Genomic DNA, 24,850 nt, shown 5'->3' on the forward strand with positions numbered 1-24,850 from the left:
TCCGGCGGCGCACCGGCGAATGGTACGGCGGGAAGCCTCACCGGCGGAACACAGGATCTCCGCGACCGGGGCCGTAGGATCCCGCCCTGTGAGCCGAGCCCCAGCCCCCTACCGCCACGCCCGTACCGAGGCCCGACGCAGCCGTCGCGCGCTGGCCGTCGTCGGGGTGCTCGTGCTGCTCCTGGCCGCCGGGGGCTTCGGCGCCGCCTGGTGGTTCCAGCACAGCCTGGACACCAACATCGAGCGGCTGGGCGACCCGTTCGCCGACGTCGAGACCACCCCCCAGCCCGAGGCGGAGGAGACCGAGGCGGTCAACCTGCTCGTGCTGGGCTCGGACAGCCGTATCTCGGCCGGCGACCCCGGGCAGTGGAAGGCGGGCGCGCAGCGCACCGACGCGATCATGCTCGTGCACCTCCCGGCGAACCGGAAGAGCGCCCAGGTGGTCTCCATCCCGCGCGACTCGTGGGTCCCCATCCCCGGGCACGGCGAGGCGAAGATCAACGCCGCCTTCTCCTACGGCGGACCGTCGCTGATGATCCAGACGGTGCAGGACCTCACCGGGGTGAAGATCGACCACTTCGTCGTCACCGACTTCGAGTCGTTCACCTCGATGACCGACGCCCTCGACGGCGTGCGCATCCGTGTGCCGGAGGACATCGGCGACGGCAAGCAGGTCTTCTTCTCCAAGGGCGTGCACATGATGTCCGGCGAGGAGGCGCTGAAGTACACGCGCCAGCGCCACGGCCTGACCAACGGCGACTTCGGCCGCGTGCAGCGCCAGCAGAACTGGATGCGCGCCATCCTGGCCAAGGTGAACAACAACCGGAACGACGTCGGCATGATGACGGACTTCTTCACCACGGTGAGCAAGTCGGTCGCCGCGGACGACGGGTTCACCATCGACCGCATGCGCAACCTCTACATGAGCGCGCGCGGGCTGAGCACCAACGACGTCGACTTCATGACCGCGCCCTACTCGGGCACCGGCCGCAGCGACGACGGGCAGTCGATCGTCGTGCTCGACCGCGAGCGCTTCGACCCGCTGATGAAGGCGATCGCGAAGGACGAGGCGGGCAGCTACGTCAAGGAGCACGCCGACGACCTCGAGGTGCTCCCGGCCACGGTCAAGTAGCCGGCCGCGGATGGCGTCCCCCCGCCGGGCCGCCCCGCTCGCGGCCGTCCTGGTGACGGTCGCGCTGCTGCTGGGGCTCGCCGGCTGCGAGCTGCCCGACGCCGGCTCACCGTCCGGTGCGTCGGCATCCGCCTCCGGGCCGGCCTCGCCCCCGCCCGCGCCGGGCGCCGGCGCGGCGCCCGCGAGCAGCCCGACGCCCGTGCCGTCGTGCCCGTGGGGAGGTCGGCTGGACCGGCCCGACCGCACGGTCCGCGCGGCCTACGCCGTCACCGGCTGGTTCGTGCTGACCACCCCCGACCGCTGCGCGACGCGGGCGAAGGTGCAGGGCGCGCACGCCGTCGGCGCCGACACCCTCGTGACGTTCGGCACCGAGCTGTCCCCGGCCTCGCCCGCCGACCTGCGGCCCGGCGGCGACGACGAGCGGTTCGCGGGCTTCACCGTCGGCGGCGAGGACGGCTACGACCACGCCGTCGCGCGGACCGGCGGGGGCGCCGTCCGGCACGTCTACACGTACGCGGCCAAGGCCACGTTCGGCGACGCCGCGCTGTTCTGCCCCGGGCGCGACGGACGGTCGACGACGCCGCACGGCACCTACACCTGGTGGTTGCTGCCCGTCGAGGGCGGGTACAGCGACTGCGACTCGCCCAGCCGCACCTACGACCTCGTCGTCGCGTACAGCGCCTCCACGACGGACGCGGACGCCGTGCTCCTCGCGGACGCCGAGCGCTTCGGCATGTCGGTGTACCTCGGCCTGCCGAAGCCCGCGCCGGATCCCGCGACCCCGTACGTCGCCGACGACTCGTACACCCAGACGCTCGGCGGCTTCACGTCCCGCGTCCTCGCGGACCGGAGCGCCCGGTACGGGCGCCAGAAGGCGTTCGCGGGCGTCTACCAGTCGCTCGAGACCGGGGTCTTCACCGACGAGGCCACGTGGGCGCCGAACCTGCGCGTGTACGAGATGCAGCACCGCATCGTCGGCTTCCGCCTGCCGCGCGACAAGCAGCGGGTGCTGGTCAGCCCCTACGCCGATCTGCGTCGCGGCGCCACCCCGGTCGCGGCCGTGCGCCCGGCGCTGCAACGGATCGCGGACACCGCGGCGGGCACCCGCATGATCCTCGCCCCGCAGGACGGCGGCGGCACCGGACGGGTGGGGGTCTTCGCCCCGGACGAGCGCGACCGCCCCGTGCGGGCCGACCTGCGCGGCGTCGCGGGGGACGCGACCTACGGCGCGGCGTACGCGGGCTCGACGGTGACGCTCTACGCCGAGGCGGCCCGCGTGCGCGGCGCGACCGTGTGGGCGAACGTCGAGGCCTTCCGGCCGCCGGGAGAGGTCGGCGACCGGGCGCCGACCGACCTGGCGACCCTCGACCGGCAGGTCGCGCTGGCGCGGCCGCACGTGCAGAAGGTCATCGGCTACCGCTGGGACGACTACCTCGACGCCTCCGGCCTCGCCGACGCGATCGCCGCGCGCGGCTGAGCGCAGAGCGAGCCCGGTCCCGGTGGTTGAGCCTGTCGAAACCCAGGGACGTGGTCTCGACAGGCTCGACCGACGTGCGGACTGTCAGGCGGCGGTGTCGACGGCGACGCGGCCGTCGGCGAACGCCATGCCCTGCACGACGGTGCCCGGGTAGCGGGCGGCGAGCAGCCGCTGCACGTCCAGGGCGATGCGGGCGTCCGGGCGGATCTGGACGGACCCGGTCGGCAGGCCCTTGGCGGCCAGCACGGACTCGATGCGGTTGCGGGCGAGCCCCAGCAGCTTGTGCGCGGGCAGGCCGCCGGCGCTGGCGTCGACGGCCAGCACCGCGACGCCGCCGTCGAAGCTCTCGACCCGCAGGCGCGACCGGACGGCCGGCACGAGGCGGGTGGCGAGCTTGAGCGGGCCGGGCAGGTTCTTCACCGCCCGGGCGTCGGCCACGACCTCGAGCTCGTCGCCGGCGCCGCCGACGGACGTGACGAAGCGGGGCAGGGTCCGGCCTCCCAGGAGGCCGAGCTCGTTCAGGGTCTCCGCAAGGGACATCTCGGTGCGCACGGCGCATACCGTACTGGACTCCGCGGACGCCGTGGGACGCGTCACTTCCCGGGCGAGGAATAGAACGATTCGATAGCCTGTTGCCCAGGTCGACGACACCCCGAGGAGAAGGAGACACGTGGCCCCCGCGAGCGACGCACCGACCGGGGAGCTCGACCGATGAGCGCCACCTTCTCCTCCCTCAGATACACGAACTACCGCATCTGGTTCGCGGCCGCCCTCGTCGCCAACGTCGGCACGTGGATGCAGCGGATCGCCCAGGACTGGATCGTCCTCACCGACCTCAGCGACGACTCCGGCATCGCCGTCGGCCTCACCACGGCCCTCCAGTTCGTGCCGTTCCTCCTGCTGTCCCCGTGGGCCGGCGTCCTCGCCGACCGGCTGCCGCGCCGTCGTCTCCTCATGGTCACGCAGGGCGGCATGGGCGTCCTGGCGCTCGCGCTCGGCGCCCTCGTGCTGTCCGGGCGGGCGGAGCTCTGGCACGTCTACGTGTTCGCGCTGCTGCTCGGCGTCGTCTCCGCGCTCGACAACCCCGCGCGCCAGACGTTCGTCGCCGACATGGTGCCCGCCGACAAGCTGCCCAACGCCGTCGGGCTGAACAGCGCGTCGTTCAACGCGGCCCGCCTCATCGGCCCCGGCGTCGCCGGGCTGCTCATCGCGGCCGTCGGCGCCGGCTGGGTGTTCATGATCAACGGCGTCACCTTCGGGGCGACGATCGCGGCCCTGGCCCTCATGCGCGTGCGCGAGCTGCGGCCCCAGCCGGCCGCCCCGCGGGCCAAGGGGCAGATCCGCGAGGGCGTGCGCTACGTGCGCCGGCGGTCCGACATCGTCGTGATCATGGTCGTGATGTTCGTCGTCTCGACGTTCGGCCTGAACTTCCAGCTCACCTCGGCGCTCATGGCGCGGGTCGAGTTCGGCCGCGGCGCGAGCGAGTACGGGATCCTCGGGTCCGTGCTGGCCATAGGCTCCCTCGCCGGGGCGCTGCTCGCCGCCCGCCGGGACCGGCCCCGGGTGCGGCTCGTCATCGGCTCGGCGTTCGCCTTCGCGGTCACGACGGCGGTGCTCGGCCTCATGCCGACCTACTCGTCCTTCGTCCTGGCGTGCATCCCCGTGGGGCTGGCGTCCCTCACCATGATGACGGCGGCCAACAGCGCGCTGCAGGTGTCGACCGACCCCGTGATGCGCGGCCGGGTCATGGCCCTCTACGTGATGATCTTCCAGGGCGCGACGCCGATCGGGTCGCCCATCGTCGGCTGGATCGGCGAGGCGTGGGGCCCGCGCTGGTCCATCCTCGTGGGCTCGATCGCCACGTTCCTGGTCGCCGCGGCCGCGACCGTCTGGGCCGTGCGGCGCTGGCACCTGCGGGTGCGCTACCGGGTGCTGTCCCGCCCGCACCTCGAGGTCGTCTACCTCGACCGGGAGGTGCTCGAGGGCGTCGCCACGCGCGACGGCGTCCGCCGCGAGCTGAGCCGCGCCGACGCCGAGCGCGTGCCGACGACGGCCTGAGCCCGGACCGCGGTCCGGGCGGGGGCCGTCGCCGGTGCCCTCAGTGCCGGTGCCCCGCCGGCTCGCGCCGGGAGCTGCGGCGCGACGGCGGGGTGATGCCGTTCGCGCGCCGCTGCATCCGTGCCTCGAACTCCTGCTGGTCGCGCATCTCCTCCTCGTTCGGCCACATCAGGACGACGAAGATCAGCGCGACCGTGAGGGCGGCGATCCCGAGGATGAGGGGCCCGAGGAGGTCGATGGCGGTCGTGCCGCTCGTGGGCACGCCGGGGGTGCCGGTGATGGTCAGCGCGGCCATGCCCGTGTAGTGCATGCCGCTGACGGCGACGCCCATGATGAGGGCCGCGCCCAGGGTCGCGGCACGGCCGCGCACGTTGACGCTGAGCCAGAGGGCCGCCGTCGCCGCGACGATCGCGATGACCACGGAGAGCGCGACGACGGGCAGCGAGAACTCCATGTGACCGGTCATGCGCATGGCGGCGATGCCCATGTAGTGCATCGCGGCGACGCCCAGTCCCGCGACGATGCCGCCCGAGATCAGCCACAGGGGGCGGTCGCCGGCGAAGCCGACGAGGAACAGCCCGATCGCCACGACCACCACCGCGACGAGCGCGCTGAGGATCGTCTGCGGGACGTCGTAGTTGATCGGCATGTCGGTGACCGTGAAGCCGAGCATCGCGATGAAGTGCATGACCCACACGCCGGTGCCGCCGATGGCGACGGAGCCCACCAGCAGCCACGCGGCGCGCGTCTTGTTGTCCGTCGCGGCGCGGGCGCGCGACGTGGCCGACAGCCCCGTCGCCGCTCCCAGGCACGACGCGACGTACGCGAGCAGCGGGGTGATCAGCCCGTAGGTGAAGTGGTGCATCTCCGGCATGCGGGGCCTCCCGGCTACGTCGCCCGTCTATGACGAGGCGGCACGTTATCAGCCCGTGACCTAGCGGGTGAAAAGTGCCCGCTGACCTGCGACGACGCGCGACGTCCGCCGGGTGGCGTCTCAGCCGAGGTGCGCCACCACGTGGTCGACGCACGCCGTGAGGGCCCGCACGTCGTCGGGCTCGACGGCGGGGAACACGCCCACGCGCAGCTGGTTGCGGCCGAGCTTGCGGTACGGGAACACGTCGAGCACCCCGTTCTCGCGGAGCACCCGGACGACGGCCGACGCGTCGATCGCGTCGTCCAGGTCGATCGTCGCCACGACGGTGGACCGCTCGGCCGGGTCGGCGACGAACGGCGTGGCCCAGTCGCGGGCGTCGGCCCAGTCGTAGAGGACCCCCGCGGACTCCGCGGTCCGGGCGCTCGACCAGGCGAGGCCGCCGGACTCCAGGAGCCACTCCACCTGCTCGGCGAGCAGCACCAGCGTGGCGACGGCCGGCGTGTTGAGCGTCTGGTCGAGGCGCGAGTTGGCGAGCGCGGTCGTCAGGGAGAGGAACTCCGGCACCCACCGGCCGGTGCCCGTCCCGGCGGACGCCTCGACGCGCTCGGCGCGCTCGACGGCCGCGGGGGAGCAGACGGCGAGCCACAGGCCGCCGTCGGCGGCGAAGACCTTCTGCGGGCCGAAGTAGTAGACGTCGGTGTCGGCGACGTCGACGGGCAGGGCGCCCGCCCCCGACGTCGCGTCCACGAGCAGCAGGGACCCGTCGGCGCGGGCGTCCTGCACCTGGCGCACCGGCGCCATCGCGCCGGTGGACGTCTCGTTGTGCGGCGTCGCGTACACGTCGACGTCGTCGACCCGCGTGAGGCGCGCGACCGTGCCGGGCGCGCCCTGCACCACGTGCGGGTCGGCGAGGAAGGGGGCGCGCGTCGTCGCCGCGGCGAACTTCCCGCCGAACTCCCCGAACACGGCGTGCTGCGCGCGGCGCTCCACGAGGCAGGCCGCCGCCACCTCCCAGAACGCCGACGAGCCGCCGTTGCCGAGGGCCACCTCGTACCCGTCGGGCAGGGCGAACAGCTCGCCGAGGCCGGCGCGGACCCGGCGCACCAGGTCCTTGACCGCCGGCTGCCGGTGCGACGTCCCGAGCACCGGGGCCGCCGGGTCGCCCGCCGCGGCGAGCGCGGCGACCTGGGCGGGGCGCACCTTGGACGGGCCGGAGCCGAACCGGCCGTCGGCCGGCAGGAGGGACGCGGGGATGACCACGTCCGAAGGGCTCGGGTGGCTCGAAGGGCTCGGGTGGCTCGACGCGGCGGGCATGGTGTCTCCGGTTCCGGGGCGGGGGGAGCGGTCGTCGGTGGGGCAGGGCAGGATGTCCGCCGGGGAGCACGCACGACGGCGCCGCGCGACCCCGCCTGCGCCCACGCGTGCGAATAGACTAGGCCGCGCCGAAAGACGGGAGTGGACGTGACCGACCTGATCGACACCACCGAGATGTACCTCAAGACGATCTACGAGCTCGGTGAGGAGGGCATCCCGCCGCTCCGCGCCCGCATCGCTGAGCGCCTGGGGCACTCCGGACCGACGGTGTCGCAGACGGTGGCGCGCATGGAGCGCGACGGCCTCGTCGTCGTGACGGGCGACCGGCACCTCGAGCTCACCGAGGCCGGCCAGGCCAAGGCGACGCGCGTGATGCGCAAGCACCGGCTCGCCGAGCGGCTCCTCACCGACGTCATCAAGCTCGACTGGGAGCACGTGCACACCGAGGCGTGCCGCTGGGAGCACGTGATGAGCGACCTCGTCGAGAAGCGGCTCGTCACCCTGCTCGACCACCCGCACGCCGACCCCTACGGCAACCCGATCCCCGGGCTGTCGGAGCTGGGCGAGCAGTACAAGGACGTGCCCTTCCTCGAGGGCGTGCAGTCCCTGCCCGCGGTGCTCGAGGCGCGCGGCGCGGCCGCGGCGGCGGACGGCGACGGCGTGGAGCTGGTGCTCCAGCGGATCGCCGAGCCGCTGCAGGTGGACATCGAGCTGCTGGCCCGGCTCGCCGAGTCCGGTGTGGTGCCCGGGGCGCAGATCACCGCGCGCGCGGCCGGCGACGACGTCGCGGTCGAGGTCGAGGGCACCGGCGTGGTGCTCGACCTGCCGGACGAGCTGGCGAAGCACCTGTTCGTCGCGAGCCGCTGACCTGCGGCGCGGCCGCCCGGCGGGGCCGGCCCCCAGGACGGCGCGCCACATCGTGACCGCAGCGTGACATCGCCCGGGGTTGTCCGGTACGGTCGGGGCGCTCGCCGGAGTTCATCTCGCGGGCGCTCGACCGGACGCCGAACCCTGCCACCGGCCGAGCTCCACGGACATCCGCACGGCAGGAGCGGGGGACCCACTTCGGGCGTCGGTGACGACGTCCTCGGGGTGAAGCCGGACGGGCCCGGTCACGGGCACGGACGGCCGGGTGTTTCTCCCACCCGAACCCGACAGCTGACCTCGCAGGCGACAGGAGAGGTAGACACGTGAGCGCACGCACGAACCACGGCCGGCACCGCGCCGCCCGTCGTCCGATCGCCCTCGCCCCGTCCGGTACGGCCGGCCGCCGCGCGGCCGTCGTCGCCGCCGCAGGCGGCCTCCTGGTCTCGACCTTCGCCAGCGCGAGCGCCGCGCAGGCGGCCCCGGTCGACACCGACGCCGCCAAGAAGCTCAGCACCGTCGACCTCGGTGCCCTCACCGACCAGGCCCGCGAGGCCCTCGAGGCCGCCCCGGTCGTCACCGTCGACGCCAAGGCTAAGGTCGACGTCGAGAAGGTCACCGCGAAGATCGCGGCCGACGCCGAGATCACCCCGGCGCCCGAGCCGGAGCCAGAGCCCGTGGTCGAGGAGGTCGCCTCGACCACCTCCGCCACCACGGCCGACGACTCCACCTCGTCGCGCTCCACCGACACCGCGTCGCGCTCCGAGGAGCGCACGGCCGTCGAGGCGCCCGCCTCGGCCAACGGCTCCGCGATCGTCTCCATCGCCATGCGCTACGTGGGCGTCCCCTACGTCTCCGGCGGCACCAGCCCGTCCGGCTTCGACTGCTCGGGCCTGACGCAGTACGTCTACGGGCAGGCCGGCATCAGCCTGCCGCGCACCTCGTCCGCGCAGCGGAACGCCGGCACCGTCGTCTCCTCCTCGGAGGCCCAGCCGGGTGACCTCATCTGGACGCCGGGGCACGTCGCGATCTACGCCGGCGGCGGCATGCAGATCGACGCCCCGAAGCCGGGCGACGTCGTCAAGTACCGCGCGATCTGGCAGTCGAACCCCACCTTCATCCGCGTCGGCTGAGTCCGTCCGACGCAGTCCACGAAGCCCCGCCGCGCGCTCCGCGCGGCGGGGCTTCGTCGTGCGTGGGTAACCGGTTCGACCTGGGCGGATGTGGCGTATCGCACGTCGTCCACAGGTGCTGTGATCGAAACGTGACATTGCCTTCGCGGTCCGCTACGGTGTCAACCACTCGGCGGGCATCCGTCGAGTCTCGACCGGAACGCCGAGCCCTGCAGCCGGTCGGGGACCTTGACCGCACGCAGGGGCGGGGGACCCAATTTTGGGCGTCGATCGATGGCGTCCTTGGGGTGAAGTCGCACGGACCCTGGTCCGTGAGGCCGGGTGTTTCTCCCACCCGAACCCGACAGCTGACCTCGTAGGCGACAGGAGAGGGAACACGTGAACGCACGTACCACGCGCGCCCGGCACCGTGCCGCGCGCCGTCCGCTCGGCGGGCTGGTCCAGAGCGTCGGCGCCTCGGTGACCGGTCGTCGGGCCGTCGTCGCCGCCGCCGCCGGTGGCCTGCTCGTCTCGACCTTCGCCAGCGCCAGCGCCGCGCAGGCGGCCCCGGTCGACACCGACGCGTCGAAGAAGCTCAGCACCGTCGACCTGGGCGCCCTGAGCGACCAGGCCCGCGAGGCCCTCGAGGCGGCCCCGGTCGTCACCGTCGAGGCCAAGGCCAAGGTCGACGTCGAGACCATCAACAAGAAGATCGCGGCCAAGGCCGAGATCACCCCGGCGCCCGAGCCGGAGCCCGAGCCGGAGCCCGTCGTCGAGGAGACCTCGACCGACTCGACCGACGCGCGTTCCACCGAGACCGCCTCCCGCTCCGCGGAGCGCACCGAGGCGCCGGCCGAGGCCGAGACCTCGTCGAACTCGTCGCTCGGCCAGCAGGCCGTGTCGATCGCGATGCGCTACATCGGCACCCCCTACGTGGTCGGCGGCGCCAGCCCGTCCGGCTTCGACTGCTCGGGCCTGACGTCGTACGTCTACGGCCAGCTGGGCGTCGACCTGCCGCGCACGTCTTCCGACCAGCGCTACGCGGGCACGCAGATCCCGTTCTCCGACCTGCAGCCGGGTGACCTCATCTGGAGCCCGGGCCACATCAGCATCTACGCGGGCGACGGGATGGTCGTCGAGGCCTCCCGCCCGATCAACTGGGAGACCGGCTACCACAAGATGTGGCAGTCCGCGTCCGACTCGGTCGCCCTGCGCGTGTTCTGACCCGCTGCGGCCACCTGGCCGTACGCGACCCTCGTCGACCCCCGTGCCCGCAAGCACGGGGGTCGACGTGTCTTGGCCGGCTTTGCTGTGCCTTGCGCCATCCTTTCGCTACGCTTGAACCAGGCGCCCTCGACGACGAGGGCGGACTCCTCGCCAGCGGACAGGAGGCGCGAGATGACACGGCCTGAGGTCGTCCTGGTAGGTGTCGACGGGTCTGCAGCCAGCCTGCATGCCCTCGACTGGGCCGCCGCGTACGCGCGGCGCGTGGGGTGGGGGCTGCACGTCGTGTGTTCCTACTCGTTGCCCTCGTTCACGGCCGCGTCGCTCGACGGCGGGTACGCGGCCCTGGACGACACGGCGATCCAGGAGGGCGCCAAGGCGGTCCTCGCCGAGGCGGAGGAGCGAGCGGCCGCCACCGGCGTCCCGGTGACCGGGACGGTCGCGACGGGTGACGCCGCCGGGGTGCTCGTCGAGATGTCGCGGGAGCACGCGCTCGCCGTCGTGGGCACCCGGGGCAAGGGCGGGTTCACCGAGCGGCTGCTCGGGACCGTCTCGTCGGCCCTACCGGCGCACGCACACTGCCCCACGGTGGTCGTGCCGTACCGCGGAGGGGACGGCGGCAGCACGGATGCCGCCGACCGGCGGGACGGCGACGTCGTGCACGAGGTGCGCCGCATCGTCGTCGGTGTCGACGGGTCGCCCTCGGCCGAGATCGCCCTGAAGCACGCCGTCGCCCAGGCGAAGGCCTGGGACGCGGAACTCGTCGCCGTCGCCGGGGTCCCGCTCGGCGGGGGCGCCGGGATCCTGGCGTGGCTGCCGTCGCAGATCGACCACGAGACCGTGCTGGCCGACGTCAAGGCCGGCCTCGACGTGACCGTGGACCGAGCCCAGGCGGCGAACCCCGGCGTGACCATCAAGCGGCACGTGCTCGACGGCACGGGCGCCGAGCTGCTCACCGAGTTCTCCACCGGGGCCGACCTCGTCGTGGTCGGCTCCCGCGGCCGCGGCGGCTTCCGCGGCCTGCTGCTCGGGTCGACCAGCCAGGCGGTGCTGCACCACTCCGCCTGCCCGGTGCTGGTCGTGACGCGCAAGTGCGACGAGGAGCTCAGCGAGGACGGCGCGGACTCCGCCTCCGCCGCCTGACGCTGTGAGCGGGCGTTTGGCCCCGATTCGTGACCGAATCGGGGCCAAACGCCCGCTCACACGCGCGACGCGCCGCGCAGGGCACCGCGGACCCGGGCGACGAGTTGCTCGGGCCGGCGGAGGTCCTCCGCGACGACGACGATGACGGTCCAGCCGAGCGTCTCGAGGAGCCGGCGGCGTCTGATGTCCTCCTGCCACTGCTCGCGATCCGTGCGGTGGTGGTCACCGTCGTACTCGATCGCGACCTTCTGTTCCAGGTAGAGCAGGTCGACCCGCTTGACGTAGGCCCCGTCGGGCGCGAAGACCACCTCGTTCACACGGGGGCACGGGAGGCCGGCATCCACGAGCAGCAGCCTCGTGCGTGTCTCGGTCGACGAGTCGGTGTTCGGCCGCATCCGGGGGATGGCGTCCCGGACCTGGACGATGCCTTTGACCTTGTGCGTCCGCGAGCTGACGTCGAGCAGCTCGGCGGGCGACGTCAGCCGGTGCTTGCGACGCATCATCGCGTCGCCGAGGACGACCACGTCGTCCGGCAGGCGGAGCTCGCAGGCGATGTGAGTGAACGTCTGTGCGGGCGACGTCACCAGGAGCCCGTCGATCTCCACGGTGTCGAGGAACGACTGCCGGGTCCAGTGCGCGACGACGCCGGGGCGTTCGGCCCGGTCCCCGCTGCGCATGGTGACCACGTGCAAGCGTTCGTCGTCGGCGTGGGTCCACGGGCGCTCGACGCGGAGCAGGTCGAGGGCGGTGGTGTGGCTGAACGCGACGTCGTCGTCGAGCATGAGGCACAAGGCCCGGCACCGGTCGTGGAGCTCCGTGCTGGAGCCGGCGGGGAGCCGCACCCCGGTGAATGGCGCGTCCCACCGCCGTCCGGCGCGGAGCTGCTTGCGGCTCAGGCCTGCTCGGACTCCATCGGTCACGGTGAACGGGGGCGGGCTGTCACCGAAGAGATCATCCATCGTCACAGCGTGGCGAGGCGAGACGGAGTCAGGTGCACGTCATCCACAGGTTGCTGTTGTGAGCGGGCGTTTGGCCCTGATTTGGTCGCAAATCGGGGCCAAACGCCCGCTCACAACAGGCGGGAGGGTCAGTGGCGGGTGCGGTACAGGCGCATGGTGATCGGGCCGAAGACGCCGGTGAGGACGACGGACGCGACCAGCACCCAGACGATCTCGCCGCCGTCGGGCTGCCCGGCCATCAGGCCGCGGACGGCGGTGACGAGGTGCGACACCGGGTTGATCTCGACGAACCGCTGCAGGGCGGCGGGCATGGTCGACGGGTCGACGAAGATGTTCGACGCGAAGGTCAGCGGCATCAGCACCATCATCGAGACGCCCATCACGGCGTTCGGCGTGCGCAGCAGCAGGCCCAGGATGGTGAAGATCCAGCTGAGCGAGAAGGCGAAGACGAGCAGGAGCAGCACGCCCAGCACCACGCCGACGACGCCGCCGTCGGGGCGGAACCCGAGGATCAGGCCGAGCCCGATGGTCATGACCGACGCGATCGAGTAGCGCACGGTGTCGCCCAGCAGGGCGCCGACGATGGGCGCGGGCCGCCAGATCGGCAGCGACCGGAACCGGTCGAAGACGCCCTTGGTGATGTCCGTGTTGAGCGTGTAGCCGGTGTACACGGTGACGATGACGATGGTCTGCACCAGGATGCCCGGCAGCAGGAACTGGATGTACGCGGACGTCGAGCCGGCCAGCGCGCCGCCGAACAGGTACGTGAACATCAGCGTGAAGATCACGGGGGAGACGAGCACGTCGAACAGCTGCTCGGGGACGTGCTTGATCTTCAGCAGCGCCCGCCACCCGAAGGTCAGCGTCATGGCGAGCGCCGACGGCCGCGCGGGCCGCTCGGGGAGCGCCACCGCCTGGCGCAGCGTGGTGGTCGTGATCTCGGCCCGGTCGGCCGGGGCGGACGCGGTCATCGGGACACCTCCTGGGCGTCGGCGGGCTGGTCCGCGTCGGCGGGCAGCGGCTTGCCCGTGAGGGTCAGGAACACCTCGTCGAGGCTCGGCTGGCCCAGGGTGAACTCCGGGACGGCGATGCCCGCCTCGCCGAGCGCGGGCAGCAGCTGCGCCACCGCGTCGGCGCCGTCGTCGGGCACCCGGGCGGTGAGGGCGTACGGGTCGGTGGCGAGGGTCGGCGCGGAGCCCAGTACCTTCTCCACGACGCTCGCGGCGGCCGACCGCTGCCCGGCGTCCGCCAGCCGCAGCGACACCGCCCCCTGGCCGACGGACTGCTTGAGCTCGGTCGACGTCCCCTCGGCGATGACGGTGCCGTGGTCGATGACGGCGATCCGGTCGGCGAGCTGGTCGGCCTCCTCGAGGTACTGGGTGGTGAGCAGCACCGTGGCGCCGTCGGCCACGAGCACGCGGACGATGTCCCACACCTGGTTGCGGCTGCGCGGGTCGAGCCCGGTGGTGGGCTCGTCGAGGAACAGCACGCGCGGCGCCAGCACCAGCGAGGCGGCGAGGTCGATGCGCCGCCGCATGCCGCCGGAGTACGTCTTGACCTGCCGCGGCCCGGCGTCCGACAGGCTGAAGGCGTCGAGCAGCCCGTCGACGCGGCGCCGCGCCGCGGCCCCGGCGAACCCGTACAGCCGGGCCAGCATGAGCAGGTTCTCGGTGCCGGTCAGGTCCTCGTCGACCGACGCGTACTGGCCGGTGAGCCCGACGGCGGAGCGGACGGCGTCCGCGTCGGCCACGACGTCGTGCCCCAGGACGCGGGCGGTGCCGGCGTCCGGCCGCAGCAGCGTGGCGAGCATGCGCACGACGGTGGTCTTGCCGGCGCCGTTGGGGCCCAGCAGGCCGAAGACGCTGCCGGTCGGGATCCTCAGGTCGACGCCGTCGACGGCCTTGGTGACCTGCTTGCGGGTGGTGAAGTGCTTGACGAGGCCGCGGGCGTCGACGGCGAGGTCGTCGCGCGGAGGCCCGGTGTCCGACGCGGACATGTGCTCTCCCGGGGTCGAGGTGACGTGCGTCACGTACCAGGCTAGGACGGCCCTCCGACGCCGAACTCATCGCGGCCGGACGGACCTGCCGACCGTGGCAGGGTGTCGCCCATGACCTCCCCGCACCCCACCCGCGACCTGTTCGACGCCGACCACCTCGCCGCCTGGGTCGGCACGCAGGCCGGGTTCGCGCGCGTGCCCGGCGTGCAGTACGCGGTCCGGGTCGGCGACGACGTCGTGCTCGAGGGGGCCTGGGGCGTCGCCGACGTCACGACCGGCGAGCCGCTGCGCACCGACCACGTGTTCCGGGTGGCGTCGCACTCCAAGACGTTCACGGCGACGGCGGTCGCGCGGCTCGCCGACCGGGGCGTGCTGCGCCTCGACGACCCGTTCGAGGCACACCTCGGCGAGCTCGCCGGCACCGCCGCCGGGCGCGTCACGCTGCGCGAGGCGCTCGGCCACACCGGCGGCGTGCGGCGGGACGGCACCGACGCCGACTTCTGGCAGCTCGGGGCGCCGTTCCCGGACCGGGGCGCCCTGGTCGCGGCGGTGCGGGCGGACGGCCCGGTCCTCGGGCGCGGCGAGGCCTTCAAGTACTCGAACCTCGCCTACGGGCTCCTCGGGCTGGTGGTCGAGGCGGTCACGGGGGCCCCGTTCGGCCGCCACGTGCGCGACGACCTGCTCGTCCCGCTCGGCCTGGAGCGCACCACGCCCGAGCTGGACGACGCCGCCCCCGCCGTCGTCGGGCACTCCGCCCGGGGCGTCGCCGACGACGGGCGGCTGCCGGTCGCCCCGGTGCGCACGGGGGCGCTCGCCCCGGCGACCGGCTTCTGCTCGACCGCGTCCGACCTCGTGCGGTGGTTCGCGGCGCACGCCGACGGCTCCGACCTGCTGCGCCCCGAGACGCGCCGCCTGCTGCACCGCGACGAGTCGGTGATCGACCGCCCGCACGCCCGGCGGCGGCGCTACGGGCTGGGCTTCGAGACGCGCGAGATCGAGGGGCGCCGCGTCGTCGGGCACAGCGGCGCGTTCCCGGGGCAGCTCAGCCGCACGTGGGCCGACCTCGCCGGCGGCGTCGTCGTCTCCGTGCTGACGAACGCCGTCGACGGCCCGGCCGACACGATCGCCACGGGCCTGTTCGCGCTGGTCGCGACCGCGCTCGACGCCGGCGCGCCGACGCCCGAGGAGGGTGCCGTCCTGGGCCGCAGCACCGGCCGGTTCGCCAACCTGTGGGGCCTGACCGACGTCGTCCGGCTGGGCCGCGGGCTCTGGCTGGTCGACCCGCGGCACGACGACCCGCTGGCCCGCGCCGAGCGCCTGGTCGTCGAGGGGGACGCGCTGCGGCTGCCGGCCGACGACGGGTTCGGCGCGCCGGGCGAGCGGGTCGAGGTGCTGCCCGGCGACGGCGGCCGTCCGGCGGGGATCGTCGTCGGCGGGCTCACGTCGTGGCGCGCCGAGGACTACGAGAGCGAGCGGCGCGCGCAGCTCGCCGCCCGGCGTGTGCTGTGAGCGGGCGTTTGGCCCCGACCTGGCGCTCTGACGGGGCCAAACGCCCGCTCACAACGGTCAGGGCTCGGGGAACGTCGGGGTGATCGGGTCGAGGCGGGGCGCGGGGGACGGGCGCGGCTCGTCGAAGGTCTCGACCTCGATGGTCTCCGGCTCGAGCAGGCGGGCGACGGCGTCCTCCAGGTTGGTGCGGATCGCGGCGACGAGGCCCTCGGCGTCGCGGGCCTCGAGGCGCTCCACCAGCTCGACGTGCGACTCGGCGGCGTCCTTGCGGACCGCGTAGTCCTCGCTGAGGGTGAAGCTCGCGATCCGGACCTCCACGATGAGCGTGGTCATCCAGCGCAGCAGCCACGGGTTGCCGCTGGCCGCGACGAGCGACCAGTGCACGTTGAGGTCGGCGTCGCCGACCCGGCGGGCGTCCTCGCTGCGCTCGGCGACCACGAGGGCGTCGTGCGCGCCGCGGACCGCCGCGACCTGGGCCTCGGTGGCGCGCTCGACGGCGAGGCGGGCGGCGGACGTCTCGACCGTCGTCCGCGCCTCGTACAGCGACCGCACGCGGTCGGCGCCGACGCGCACCACGCTGAGGCCGCGGCCGGGGGTGGAGCGGAGCAGCCCCTCCTGGACGAGGCGCTGCGCGGCCTCGCGGAACGGTCCGCGGCTGACGCCGAGCTGGCTCGACATCTCGACCTCGCGGATCGGCGACCCCACCGGGAGCGCGCCGGAGTAGACGGCGTTGCGCAGCTCGACGGTGATGAGGTCGACCGTCGACGGGCGTGTCACCGGCGACAGGAACGGCGCGCTGCCCGCGGGGGCCGGCGACGACGGGGTCATCTGCTCTCCTTCCAGGTGGTCGGGGGCCGCCCGACCGGACATATCATCCCTGCGCGGCGGCCTCCGGCCAGATCGTGACCCTCTTGTGACCATGGCATGACTGCGTTTTCGGGTGTTCTGCGCCCGCCCGAGACGGCCGTGCGTTCCGGCGGCACCGCTCTGACCTGCGACGTCGTCGGGCAGAGCACGTCGGAGCGGCGCGCCCTCGCTGATTGTAGACAATCCGACATGTGGATACATAGATTGTCGTAGCGTCGGCATCGCGGCTACCGTGTCGCACCGTCCAGACCAACGGCTCGGCGCGGACTCCCGCCGGGCGACGAAGGGAGACACCGTGTCGTCCACCAGGACCACGAAGCGCCGCCGGGCGTTCCTCGCAGCCGGTTCCGTCCTCACGATGGCCGCGCTGGCCGCCTGCTCGAGCGTCGACGAGGGCGGATCGGGGGACGGCGAGGGCTCGACCCTGAAGAAGATCCAGGACGCCGGGACGGTCAACGTCGCGTTCAACGGCGAGAAGCCCTACAGCTACATGGACGGCGACGAGCTCACCGGCGCCACCATCGCGCTCGACAAGAAGATCTTCGGCGAGCTGGGGGTCGACAAGGTCGAGGGCACCGAGACCGAGTGGAACTCGCTGATCCCCGGCCTCACCGCGGGGCACTACGACACGGTCAGCGCCGGCATGTCGATCCTGCCCGACCGCTGCGAGCAGGCGGCGTTCGCGCTGCCCACCATCATGTACACGACGGCGTTCCTGGTGCCCGAGGGCAACCCCGACAACCTCACCGACTGGCAGTCGGTGGAGGACGCCGACATCAAGCTCGCCGTCACCAGCGGCGCCATCGAGGACGGGTACGCGCAGCAGACCGACGTCGAGACCATCACGGTCGGCAGCTCGCAGGACGGTCTCGACGCCGTCGCGTCCGGTCGCGCCGACGCCTTCGCCCTGACCGGCATCTCGATCCGGTCGCTGGCCGAGGGCACCGACAAGCCGGTCGAGGCCACGGACGCGTTCGTCGCCACGATCGACGGCGTCCCGCAGATCGGCGCCGGCGCGGAGGTCTTCCGGAAGGACGACAAGGAGCTCCTCGACGCCTACAACGAGAAGCTCAAGCCGATCCTCGAGGACAAGGACGCCTGGCTCGAGATCATGGAGCCCTTCGGGTTCACCGAGGCGGAGTTCCCGCCGGACGGCCTGACCGCCGAGATGCTCTGCGAGGGCGACCTGAAGAAGATCTCCGACGAGCTGGGGCTGGATTCCTGACCGCATGTCAGACGACATCCAGACACTGATCGAGAGGCTGCCCGCGCTCGGCGACGCAGTGCTGGTCACCTTGGAGATGACCCTCGGTGGCGCGGTGCTCGCCATGGTCGTGGCCCTCCTGCTCGGGTTCGGCGCGCGCACCCAGACCCTCTGGGTGCGCGGGCCGTCCCGGGTGGTCATCGAGTTCTTCCGGGGCACGTCCCTGGTGGTCCAGATCTTCTGGATCTTCTACGTGCTGCCGGTCTTCGGCTTCAAGATGGAGGCGCTCGCCGTCGCGATCGTGGCGCTCGGCCTCAACTACGGCGCCTACGGCGCCGAGGTGGTGCGCGGTTCGATCGAGTCCGTCCCGAAGGCGCAGTGGGAGGCCACGGTCGCCCTCAACATGGGCTGGTTCCACCGCGTGCGGCGCGTGATCTTCCCGCAGGCGTGGGCGCTCATGATCCCGATGCTGACCAACCTGCTGATCCAGTTGCTCAAGGGCTCCGCGCTCGCGTACTACATCACGCTGCACGACCTGTTCTTCTGGACTACCCAGCTGCGCCGTGCGACCAGCGACATCTTCTTCAGCTTCACCGTCGGCCTGCTGATCTACTTCGTGATCGCCTACCTGCTGACCTGGGGGATGAACTGGCTCGAGGAGCGGGCGAAGCGCCGGCTCGGCCGGGGGACGCGTCCGTCGCTGCGTGAGGCGTTGCGGACGAAGCCCATGATGGTGACGAGCCAGCTTCCGTCGCAGGGAGGTGTCGCATGAACGAGAGCATCTGGGACTGGGAGAAGGCCTGGCGGGTCCTCCCCGACCTTCTCGACGGGCTGGTCATCACCATCGAGGCGACGGTCGTCGGCATGATCATCGCCTCGATCCTCGGCCTCGTGTTCGCGCTCGCCATGCGGGCCCCGACCCGCTGGGTGCGTGCGCCGCTGCGATTCGTCATCGACTTCATCCGGATGACACCCCTGCTGGTGCAGCTGGTGTTCGTCTGGCTGATGCTCCCGGCCGTGCCGACGCTCGTCGTCGGGTTCACGGTCCTGGGCGTGCACTACGCGACGTACATGTCCGAGGTGTACCGCGCCGGGATCGAGGCGGTGCCGCGCGGGCAGTGGGAGGCGTCGACGGCGCTCAACCTGCCGAAGGCCCGCACGTGGCGGGCCGTGATCCTGCCGCAGGCGATCCGCAACACCCTGCCCGGCCTGGGCAACTACGCGATCTCGATGTTCAAGGAGACGCCGTTCCTCTTCGCGATCTCGGTCGTGGAGATGTACCAGGCGGCGCAGCAGTTCGGCGCTCTGACCTTCTCGTACATCGAGGCTCTGACGATGGTGGGTCTGCTGTTCCTCATCGTGAGCTACCCGGCGGCGCTGCTCGTGCGCCGGATGGAGATCCGCCTTGCCTGACCCGACGATCCCCGCTGGGAGCCAGACCATGACCCATTCCACGGGTGACACACCCGCGATCGAGTTCCGCGACGTCACCAAGCGCTTCGGCGACAACGTCGTGCTGGACAAGCTGAACTTCAGCGTCGCCAAGGGCGACCGCGTGACGCTGATCGGCCCGTCCGGCTCCGGCAAGACGACGATCCTGCGCCTGCTGATGACCCTCGAGGAGGCGAACGGCGGGCTCATCCTCATCGACGGCGACCCCTACACGCACGAGTACAAGGGCGACAAGTGGGTCGAGATCCCGGAGAAGCGCCGGCGCGAGGTGCGCAAGCGCGTGGGGATGGTCTTCCAGCAGTTCAACCTGTTCCCCAACATGACCGTGCTGGAGAACATCATCGAGGCGCCGATCCACGTGCTCGGCCAGAGCAAGGCCGAGGCCGTCCAGCGGGCGGAGGCGCTGCTCGAGCAGGTCGGCATGTCGGAGAAGCGGGACTTCAAGACCAACCAGCTCTCCGGCGGTCAGCAGCAGCGCGTCGCCATCGCGCGGGCCCTCGCCATGGACCCGGAGATCCTGCTGCTCGACGAGGTGACCTCGGCGCTCGACCCGGAGATCGTGGCCGACGTGCTCGGCGTGCTCCGCGAGATCGCCCGCACCACGGACATCACCATGCTGCTCGTGACCCACGAGATGCAGTTCGCGCGCGACGTCTCCAACCGCGTGCTGATGTTCGACCACGGCAAGATCGTCGAGGAGGCCGACCCCGAGACGATGTTCACCAACCCCACGCACGAGCGCACGCAGGAGTTCCTCAAGGCCGTGCTCGGGAGCTGACGCTCCCGGGTCCTACCGAACAGGCGGTCGCCCCCGCTCCCACGCGTCACGGCGCGTCGGAGCGGGGGCGACCGCCTGTTCGGCGTCCGGGGTGGCGGTAGCCCGGGCTCAGGACGCCGGGGTCGGGTTCGGCGTCGAGGACACGCCGTCCTCGGCGGAGCCGCCCGACGTCGAGCCGGAGCCCTGCTCGGCGTCCGGGTCGGTGCTGCCGGAGCCGGTCCCGGCCCCCGAGTCGGTGCCGTCGCCGGTGTCCGTGCCGCCGCCCGAGCCGGTGTCCGTCCCGGAACCCTCGTCCGTGCCGCCCGAGGTGCCGCCCGAGGTGCCACCGGACGAACCGTCGCCGGTGGAGCCGTCGGTGCCGTCGCCGGTGTCGGTGCCGCCGCCGGTCGTGCCGTCGGTGGAGCCGTCCGTCGAGGTGTCCGTGCCCGGGTCGGTGCCGGTCGTGCCGTCGGGCGTGGACCCGTCGGTCGGCTGGTCGGTGGTCCCGCCGGTGGTGCCGGTGGTGGAGTCGTCCGAGCCGGTGCCCGTGTCGGAGTCGTCCCCGGGGATGTTCGCCGGGTCCTCGGCGGGGCTGGTCGGGCTGGGCACGGTGGTCGAGTCGTCGGAGTCGCCCGAGGAGGTCCGGCTGAAGCTCGTGCCGGAGCCCTCCTGGCCGCGCACCGCGTCGGAGAGCGGCTTGCCGATGACGAGCTCGACGACCAGCACCACGCCCATGACGACGACGAACAGGGCGGCCGCGGACATCGCGAGCACCTTGCCGGTGCCGTGCTTCTCCACGAAGCGCAGCCAGGCGTTGCGCGGCTCGGCCTCCTCCTCGGGCGCCTCGGCGGCCTCGCCGCTCACGTCGGCGCCGTCCTCGGCGGTCGGCTCGGCGTCGGTGACCGCGTCCATCGGACGGGTCTCGCCGAGGGGCTGCGTCGCGTCGAGCGAAGCAGCGGCCTCGGCGTCGCCCGCGAGGTCGTCGGCAGCCAGCGTGTCCGCGGCGTCCGACGTGCTGACCACCGTGCCGCGCGCCGTCGTCGCCGTGCCGGTGACGCGCATCGCGGCGGTCCGCGACCGGACGGCGCCGGGGCCGGTGCGCGCGACCACCTTGGTGACGACGGGCTTGAGCTGCTCGTGCGTCTTCTCGATCGAGCGGGTGTAGAGGAAGTTGCCGATCACCGTGACGACGCTCGCCAGGCCGGCGCCGATGATCGTCCCGGCGACGCCGAAGAACGACATGAGCACCGTGGCGCTGACCGCGGCGAGGGCGCTCGCGATGACCTGGGTGAGCGAGAGCCGGGTCGTGGCGGGGGCGTCCTTCGCGTCGTCGTGCGGGCCGTCGTCGGGCTCGCCCGGGGCGGAGGGGTGGGGAGGAGAGGTCACGGAGTGTCGCGTCCAGGTCGGGTTCGTCGGTCCGACGCCCGCCGCACCCGCCGGCACGAGGGCCGCGCGCCGCGGGCTCCGGCGTCTGCCGCGGGCGTCCCCAGCAGCCTAGGCCGGGCGTGTGCAGGTCGCAGCGGGTCGTCGTGACCCGCCCCGAGAGGAAGCGCGAAGATCCTGTGTCTTCGCACGTTGCGGGTGTGATCGTGGCCCCGTTCCGACCCGGAACGGGGCCACGATCACACCCACAACGACGGGGTTACGAGGCGGCGGCCTCCGCCGCAGCGAGCAGGATGCAGGTGGCGACGCCGTCCATCGCGACCCGCACCTCGTCCAGCGGCGGCATCGTCGGCGCGAGGCGCAGGTTCCGGTCGTCCGGGTCGCGGTGGTACGGGAAGGTGGCGCCGGCCGGGGTGAGCGCGATGCCCGCCTCCTTGGCGAGCTGCACGACGCGCGCCGCCGTGCCCGGCACGACGTCGACCGACACGAAATAGCCGCCGTCAGGCCGCGTCCAGCTGGCGACGCCCAGGTCGCCGAGGCGCTCGTCGAGGATGTCGACGACGGCGCGGAACTTGGGCGCGAGGATCTCGCGGTGCCGGCGCATGTGGGCGCGCACGCCCTCGGCGTCGCCGAAGAACTGGGCGTGCCGCAGGTGGTTGATCTTGTCGGGACCGATGGAGCGGATGCCGAGGTGCTTCGTGAACCAGGCGACGTTGGCGGGCGACCCGGCGAAGAACGCGACGCCGGACCCGGCGAACGTGATCTTGGAGGTGGACGCGTACAGCAGCACGCGGTCGGGGTTGCCGGCCTCCGCGGCGAGGTCGATCGCGTTCGCGGACTTCGCCTCGTGCTCCGTGAGGTGGTGCACCGCGTAGGCGTTGTCCCAGAAGATGCGGAAGTCGGGCGCGGCGGCGGGCATCGAGACGAGGCGCCGGGCCACGGCCTCGGAGACGACCGAGCCGTCCGGGTTGGCGTAGGTCGGCACGACCCACAGCCCCTTGATCGACGGGTCGTCGGCGACGAGCGCGGCGACGGCCTCCGCGTCGGGGCCGTCCGGAGTCATCGGCACGGTGACCATGCGGATGCCCAGCTCCTCGCAGATCGCGAAGTGCCGGTCGTACCCGGGCACGGGGCAGACGAACGTGATCTGCTCCTCGCGCGACCAGGGCCGCTCGGAGCCCGGGACGCCGAACAGCAGCGCCTGCACGATCGTGTCGTACATCAGCGTCAGCGAGGCGTTCCCCTGCGCGAGGAGCTGGTCGACCGGCACGCCGAGCAGCTCGGCGAAGATGCGGCGCAGCTCGGGCAGGCCGGCGAGGCCGCCGTAGTTGCGCGTGTCCGCGCCGTCCTCGGCGGTGTGCACGCCCTCGCCCGGCAGCGACAGCAGCGGCTCGGAGAGGTCGAGCTGCTCGGCCGACGGCTTGCCGCGCGTGAGGTCGAGCTTCAGGCCGCGGGCCTGCAGGTCCGCGTACGCGCGGCGCAGGTCGTCGAGGCGTGCGGTGAGGTCGTGACCGTGGACGGCGGGGGCAGGCTCGGTGCTCACGTCGGCGACTCTACCGGCCCCGACCGGCGAGGCGGCGGGACAGCCGGGACAGCGAGACGCGCATGAACGCCCCCAGCGCCAGGGCGACCAGCGGGTCCGTGACGGCCCGAGGGAGCGGGCCGGCGAGGTACGCCTCCTCCCACCACACGACGCGGCTGCGGCCGGCGTCCATCGGGACGACGTCGAAGCCCGCGTCGCCGAGCAGCACCGGGCCGAGCTTGCGCAGCCGGGTGCGGCCCACCCGGGCCGCCGCGGTGGAGGGGCGCTCCACCTGCTCCACGACCATGCGGTCGGTGACCACCAGGCGGCCCAGGGCGCTGCGGGGGTCGCGCCGCGCGCCCGGCCCGCTCGCCATCGTGCAGCGGTCGCCGACCTCGGGCCCGCGCGCGGCGGACCCCTCGAGCCGGGTGGCGACGATCCAGCGCGGGTGGGTGCGCAGGTCCGCGACCCAGGCGAACGCGACGGACGCCTCCACCGGGACGACCCGCGCCACCTCGACGCGGCGGGGTCGGCGCGCCCCCGGGGCCGGCGTCACGAGGCGTCGTCCTCCGGGCCGCGGCCGTGGCCCCTGCGGCGGGGCAGCCACCGGCTCGGCGAGGTGCGCCGCGGCGTGTCGAGGGCCCGCAGCTCGGGAACCTCGGAGCCGGGCTCGAGCACCGCCTCCACGACGCGCGGGAAGTGCTCGGGCGGGGGGCCGAAGGCGCGGCGCGACTGCGCGACGACGCCGTGCCCGAGGGCCCGGCCGCCCGCGACGCCCACCACGAACCCGACGCCGAACGGCAGCAGCCGGCCGAGGGCGAGCGAGCCCTGCTTGGCGACCTGCCGCTTGAGGAACTGGCGCGCGAGGGTCTTGTTGACCCGCTTGATCGTCGTCTGCGGCATGGACGTGAGCAGCACCTTGCCCCACGCCACGGACGAGCCGCCGATCGCGTTCTCGACGTCCTTGGCACCCCGGTCGCCCAGCACGGTGGCCAGCAGCAGGGCACGCCGGCGTGCCACGTCGTCGATCTCGATGCCGTGCACGTCGGCGACGGCCAGCGCGAACGCCGCCGACGCCCCGAAGAAGGTCGCCACGTCACCGGTCGTGAGCGCCGTCGCCGCCGCCGTCCCGACCGACGGGGCCGCGGCGGCCGCGCCCACGGCGCCGCCCGCCGTCGTCAGGAGCGCCAGGTACTCCTTCTCCAGGATCCGCACGACCCCGGCCGGGTCGGCCTCGGGGTTGCGCGCCCGCAGCCGGTCCACGTGCTTGTGGATCGCCGCCGAGGGGATCGTCACGGCCTTGTCGAGCAGCGCGTCGAGCAGCGGCGTCGGGCGGTACTTCGCCCACTCCTCGCGTCGCGCGGCCGGGTCCTGGACCTCGGCGACCTCGTCGCCCGGGCCGTCGGGCCGCACGACCTCGCCGCCCGGCGCCGGGTCGTCTCCTGGACCTCCCGCGCGCGTCACGACGTGGCGTCCTCGGGATCCCCGGCGGCTGCCGGCTCGCCGGGCTGCTCGAAGACCGCCGGCGGCACCAGCGCGCCCGCCTTGAGCGTGCGACCCACGGTGCAGGCCCGGTCGATGGAGCGCTGCGCCAGCAGCAGGGTCTTGTTCCGCGTGGCCTCGTCGAGCCCCGACAGGTCGATCTCGAAGCGTTCGGTGAGCACGGGGTAGCGGTCCTCGTCCACGTCCTTGGCGTCCTCGACGCGGATCACGGCCTCGTAGGCGTCGCCCAGCGCGCGGGCGAACTTCGTGTCGCTGCTCATGCCCGCGCACGCGGCGAGCGCGATCTTGAGGAGCTCGCCCGGCGTGAACACGGCGCCGGCCTCGACCGGGCCGATCTCGACGCTCGCACCGCGGGCGGTGTGGCCCCGGTACGTGCGGCTGCCGGTGCGCTCCACCCACAGCGGGTCGGTGGGCGACGGCGTCACGGGAGCAGGGGTGTCGGTCTCGGTGGCGGCCGCGGTGTCGGCCGCGATGCTCTGGTCCGTCATGAGGTGATCCTC

At 73.1% G+C, this 24,850-nt stretch carries 24 protein-coding genes and 2 riboswitches; of the genes, 12 read left to right on the forward strand and 12 right to left on the reverse strand.

Features of this window, described 5'->3' with window-relative positions; all coding sequences use genetic code 11:
- Positions 1-88: 88 nt before the first annotated feature.
- The gene (locus AAG589_RS12245; protein WP_430567527.1) at positions 89-1,132 is read left to right on the forward strand and encodes an LCP family protein; all 1,044 of its coding nucleotides are present in this window, start codon (positions 89-91) and stop codon (positions 1,130-1,132) included.
- Between the two features lie 10 nt (positions 1,133-1,142).
- A complete protein-coding gene (locus AAG589_RS12250; protein WP_430567528.1) occupies positions 1,143-2,609 on the forward strand; it encodes a DUF4434 domain-containing protein in 1,467 nt (488 codons plus the stop codon).
- 84 nt (positions 2,610-2,693) lie between these two features.
- On the opposite strand, the gene AAG589_RS12255 is transcribed toward AAG589_RS12250, so the two are convergent.
- Entirely contained in the window at positions 2,694-3,161 is a 468-nt protein-coding gene (locus tag AAG589_RS12255) for a hypothetical protein (RefSeq protein WP_430567529.1), read from the reverse strand.
- A gap of 159 nt (positions 3,162-3,320) precedes the next feature.
- Between AAG589_RS12255 and AAG589_RS12260 the strand changes: the two genes are divergently transcribed.
- A complete protein-coding gene (locus tag AAG589_RS12260) occupies positions 3,321-4,667 on the forward strand; it encodes an MFS transporter (RefSeq protein WP_430567530.1) in 1,347 nt (448 codons plus the stop codon).
- Positions 4,668-4,707: 40 nt separating this feature from the next.
- Here the strand turns inward: AAG589_RS12260 and AAG589_RS12265 are convergent, their stop codons facing one another.
- Both AAG589_RS12265 and serC read right to left on the reverse strand, forming a co-directional pair.
- A complete protein-coding gene (locus AAG589_RS12265) occupies positions 4,708-5,541 on the reverse strand; it encodes an MHYT domain-containing protein (protein ID WP_430567531.1) in 834 nt (277 codons plus the stop codon).
- Between the two features lie 120 nt (positions 5,542-5,661).
- A complete protein-coding gene (serC, locus tag AAG589_RS12270; protein ID WP_430567532.1) occupies positions 5,662-6,855 on the reverse strand; it encodes a phosphoserine transaminase in 1,194 nt (397 codons plus the stop codon).
- A gap of 147 nt (positions 6,856-7,002) precedes the next feature.
- Here serC and AAG589_RS12275 point away from each other — a divergent pair, with 147 nt between their 5' ends.
- The 4 genes from AAG589_RS12275 to AAG589_RS12290 all read left to right on the forward strand — a co-directional run bounded on the left by AAG589_RS12275 (position 7,003) and on the right by AAG589_RS12290 (position 11,198).
- Positions 7,003-7,722 (forward strand): metal-dependent transcriptional regulator, encoded by a 720-nt coding sequence (locus AAG589_RS12275; protein ID WP_430567533.1) that lies wholly within the window; start codon positions 7,003-7,005, stop codon positions 7,720-7,722.
- Positions 7,723-7,864: 142 nt separating this feature from the next.
- A riboswitch (cyclic di-AMP (ydaO/yuaA leader) is annotated at positions 7,865-8,042 on the forward strand.
- 3 nt (positions 8,043-8,045) lie between these two features.
- Complete coding sequence (locus AAG589_RS12280; RefSeq protein WP_430567534.1) at positions 8,046-8,852, forward strand: C40 family peptidase; 807 nt, start codon at positions 8,046-8,048, stop codon at positions 8,850-8,852.
- 190 nt (positions 8,853-9,042) lie between these two features.
- A riboswitch (cyclic di-AMP (ydaO/yuaA leader) is annotated at positions 9,043-9,230 on the forward strand.
- Positions 9,231-10,055, forward strand: a complete 825-nt coding sequence (locus AAG589_RS12285) for a C40 family peptidase (protein ID WP_430567535.1) — start codon at positions 9,231-9,233, stop codon at positions 10,053-10,055.
- Between the two features lie 174 nt (positions 10,056-10,229).
- The gene (locus tag AAG589_RS12290; RefSeq protein ID WP_430567536.1) at positions 10,230-11,198 is read left to right on the forward strand and encodes a universal stress protein; all 969 of its coding nucleotides are present in this window, start codon (positions 10,230-10,232) and stop codon (positions 11,196-11,198) included.
- A 56-nt stretch (positions 11,199-11,254) separates the two neighbouring features.
- Here the strand turns inward: AAG589_RS12290 and AAG589_RS12295 are convergent, their stop codons facing one another.
- The 3 genes from AAG589_RS12295 to AAG589_RS12305 form a co-directional block, all read right to left on the reverse strand.
- Positions 11,255-12,157: an endonuclease domain-containing protein gene (locus tag AAG589_RS12295; protein ID WP_430567537.1), complete on the reverse strand. Its 903-nt coding sequence runs from the start codon at positions 12,155-12,157 to the stop codon at positions 11,255-11,257.
- Positions 12,158-12,285: 128 nt separating this feature from the next.
- Positions 12,286-13,128: an ABC transporter permease gene (locus tag AAG589_RS12300; protein WP_430567538.1), complete on the reverse strand. Its 843-nt coding sequence runs from the start codon at positions 13,126-13,128 to the stop codon at positions 12,286-12,288.
- Complete coding sequence (locus tag AAG589_RS12305; protein WP_430568021.1) at positions 13,125-14,153, reverse strand: ATP-binding cassette domain-containing protein; 1,029 nt, start codon at positions 14,151-14,153, stop codon at positions 13,125-13,127. Before AAG589_RS12305 ends, AAG589_RS12300 begins: the two co-directional genes overlap by 4 nt.
- 111 nt (positions 14,154-14,264) lie before the next feature.
- Between AAG589_RS12305 and AAG589_RS12310 the strand changes: the two genes are divergently transcribed.
- Entirely contained in the window at positions 14,265-15,662 is a 1,398-nt protein-coding gene (locus tag AAG589_RS12310) for a serine hydrolase domain-containing protein (protein ID WP_430567539.1), read from the forward strand.
- Positions 15,663-15,719: 57 nt separating this feature from the next.
- On the opposite strand, the gene AAG589_RS12315 is transcribed toward AAG589_RS12310, so the two are convergent.
- A complete protein-coding gene (locus AAG589_RS12315; RefSeq protein WP_430567540.1) occupies positions 15,720-16,490 on the reverse strand; it encodes a GntR family transcriptional regulator in 771 nt (256 codons plus the stop codon).
- A 334-nt stretch (positions 16,491-16,824) separates the two neighbouring features.
- On the opposite strand from AAG589_RS12315, the gene AAG589_RS12320 reads away from it, so the two are divergent.
- Genes AAG589_RS12320 through ehuA form a run of 4 tightly spaced genes read left to right on the forward strand, consistent with a single transcriptional unit; the run spans position 16,825 to position 19,963 of the window.
- Entirely contained in the window at positions 16,825-17,754 is a 930-nt protein-coding gene (locus AAG589_RS12320) for a transporter substrate-binding domain-containing protein (protein ID WP_430567541.1), read from the forward strand.
- Between the two features lie 4 nt (positions 17,755-17,758).
- Positions 17,759-18,505 carry an ectoine/hydroxyectoine ABC transporter permease subunit EhuC gene (gene ehuC / locus AAG589_RS12325; RefSeq protein WP_430567542.1) on the forward strand — a complete coding sequence of 249 codons (747 nt, stop codon included), beginning with the start codon at positions 17,759-17,761 and terminating at the stop codon, positions 18,503-18,505.
- Positions 18,502-19,146 carry an ectoine/hydroxyectoine ABC transporter permease subunit EhuD gene (gene ehuD, locus AAG589_RS12330; RefSeq protein WP_430567543.1) on the forward strand — a complete coding sequence of 215 codons (645 nt, stop codon included), beginning with the start codon at positions 18,502-18,504 and terminating at the stop codon, positions 19,144-19,146. The genes ehuC and ehuD overlap by 4 nt, the downstream gene beginning before the upstream one ends.
- Before the next feature lie 28 nt (positions 19,147-19,174).
- Entirely contained in the window at positions 19,175-19,963 is a 789-nt protein-coding gene (gene ehuA, locus AAG589_RS12335; protein ID WP_430567544.1) for an ectoine/hydroxyectoine ABC transporter ATP-binding protein EhuA, read from the forward strand.
- 108 nt (positions 19,964-20,071) lie between these two features.
- Here the strand turns inward: ehuA and AAG589_RS12340 are convergent, their stop codons facing one another.
- The 5 genes from AAG589_RS12340 to AAG589_RS12360 form a co-directional block, all read right to left on the reverse strand.
- A complete protein-coding gene (locus AAG589_RS12340) occupies positions 20,072-21,328 on the reverse strand; it encodes a hypothetical protein (RefSeq protein ID WP_430567545.1) in 1,257 nt (418 codons plus the stop codon).
- Between the two features lie 256 nt (positions 21,329-21,584).
- Complete coding sequence (locus AAG589_RS12345; RefSeq protein ID WP_430567546.1) at positions 21,585-22,868, reverse strand: aminotransferase class I/II-fold pyridoxal phosphate-dependent enzyme; 1,284 nt, start codon at positions 22,866-22,868, stop codon at positions 21,585-21,587.
- Positions 22,869-22,878: 10 nt separating this feature from the next.
- Positions 22,879-23,403, reverse strand: a complete 525-nt coding sequence (locus AAG589_RS12350; protein WP_430567547.1) for an SRPBCC family protein — start codon at positions 23,401-23,403, stop codon at positions 22,879-22,881.
- Positions 23,400-24,311 (reverse strand): hypothetical protein, encoded by a 912-nt coding sequence (locus tag AAG589_RS12355; RefSeq protein ID WP_430567548.1) that lies wholly within the window; start codon positions 24,309-24,311, stop codon positions 23,400-23,402. Before AAG589_RS12355 ends, AAG589_RS12350 begins: the two co-directional genes overlap by 4 nt.
- Complete coding sequence (locus AAG589_RS12360; RefSeq protein ID WP_430567549.1) at positions 24,308-24,838, reverse strand: OsmC family protein; 531 nt, start codon at positions 24,836-24,838, stop codon at positions 24,308-24,310. The genes AAG589_RS12355 and AAG589_RS12360 overlap by 4 nt, the downstream gene beginning before the upstream one ends.
- Positions 24,839-24,850 lie beyond the last annotated feature (12 nt).

It is taken from the genome of Isoptericola sp. F-RaC21, from assembly GCF_038593535.1.
Lineage (GTDB): Bacteria > Actinomycetota > Actinomycetes > Actinomycetales > Cellulomonadaceae > Isoptericola.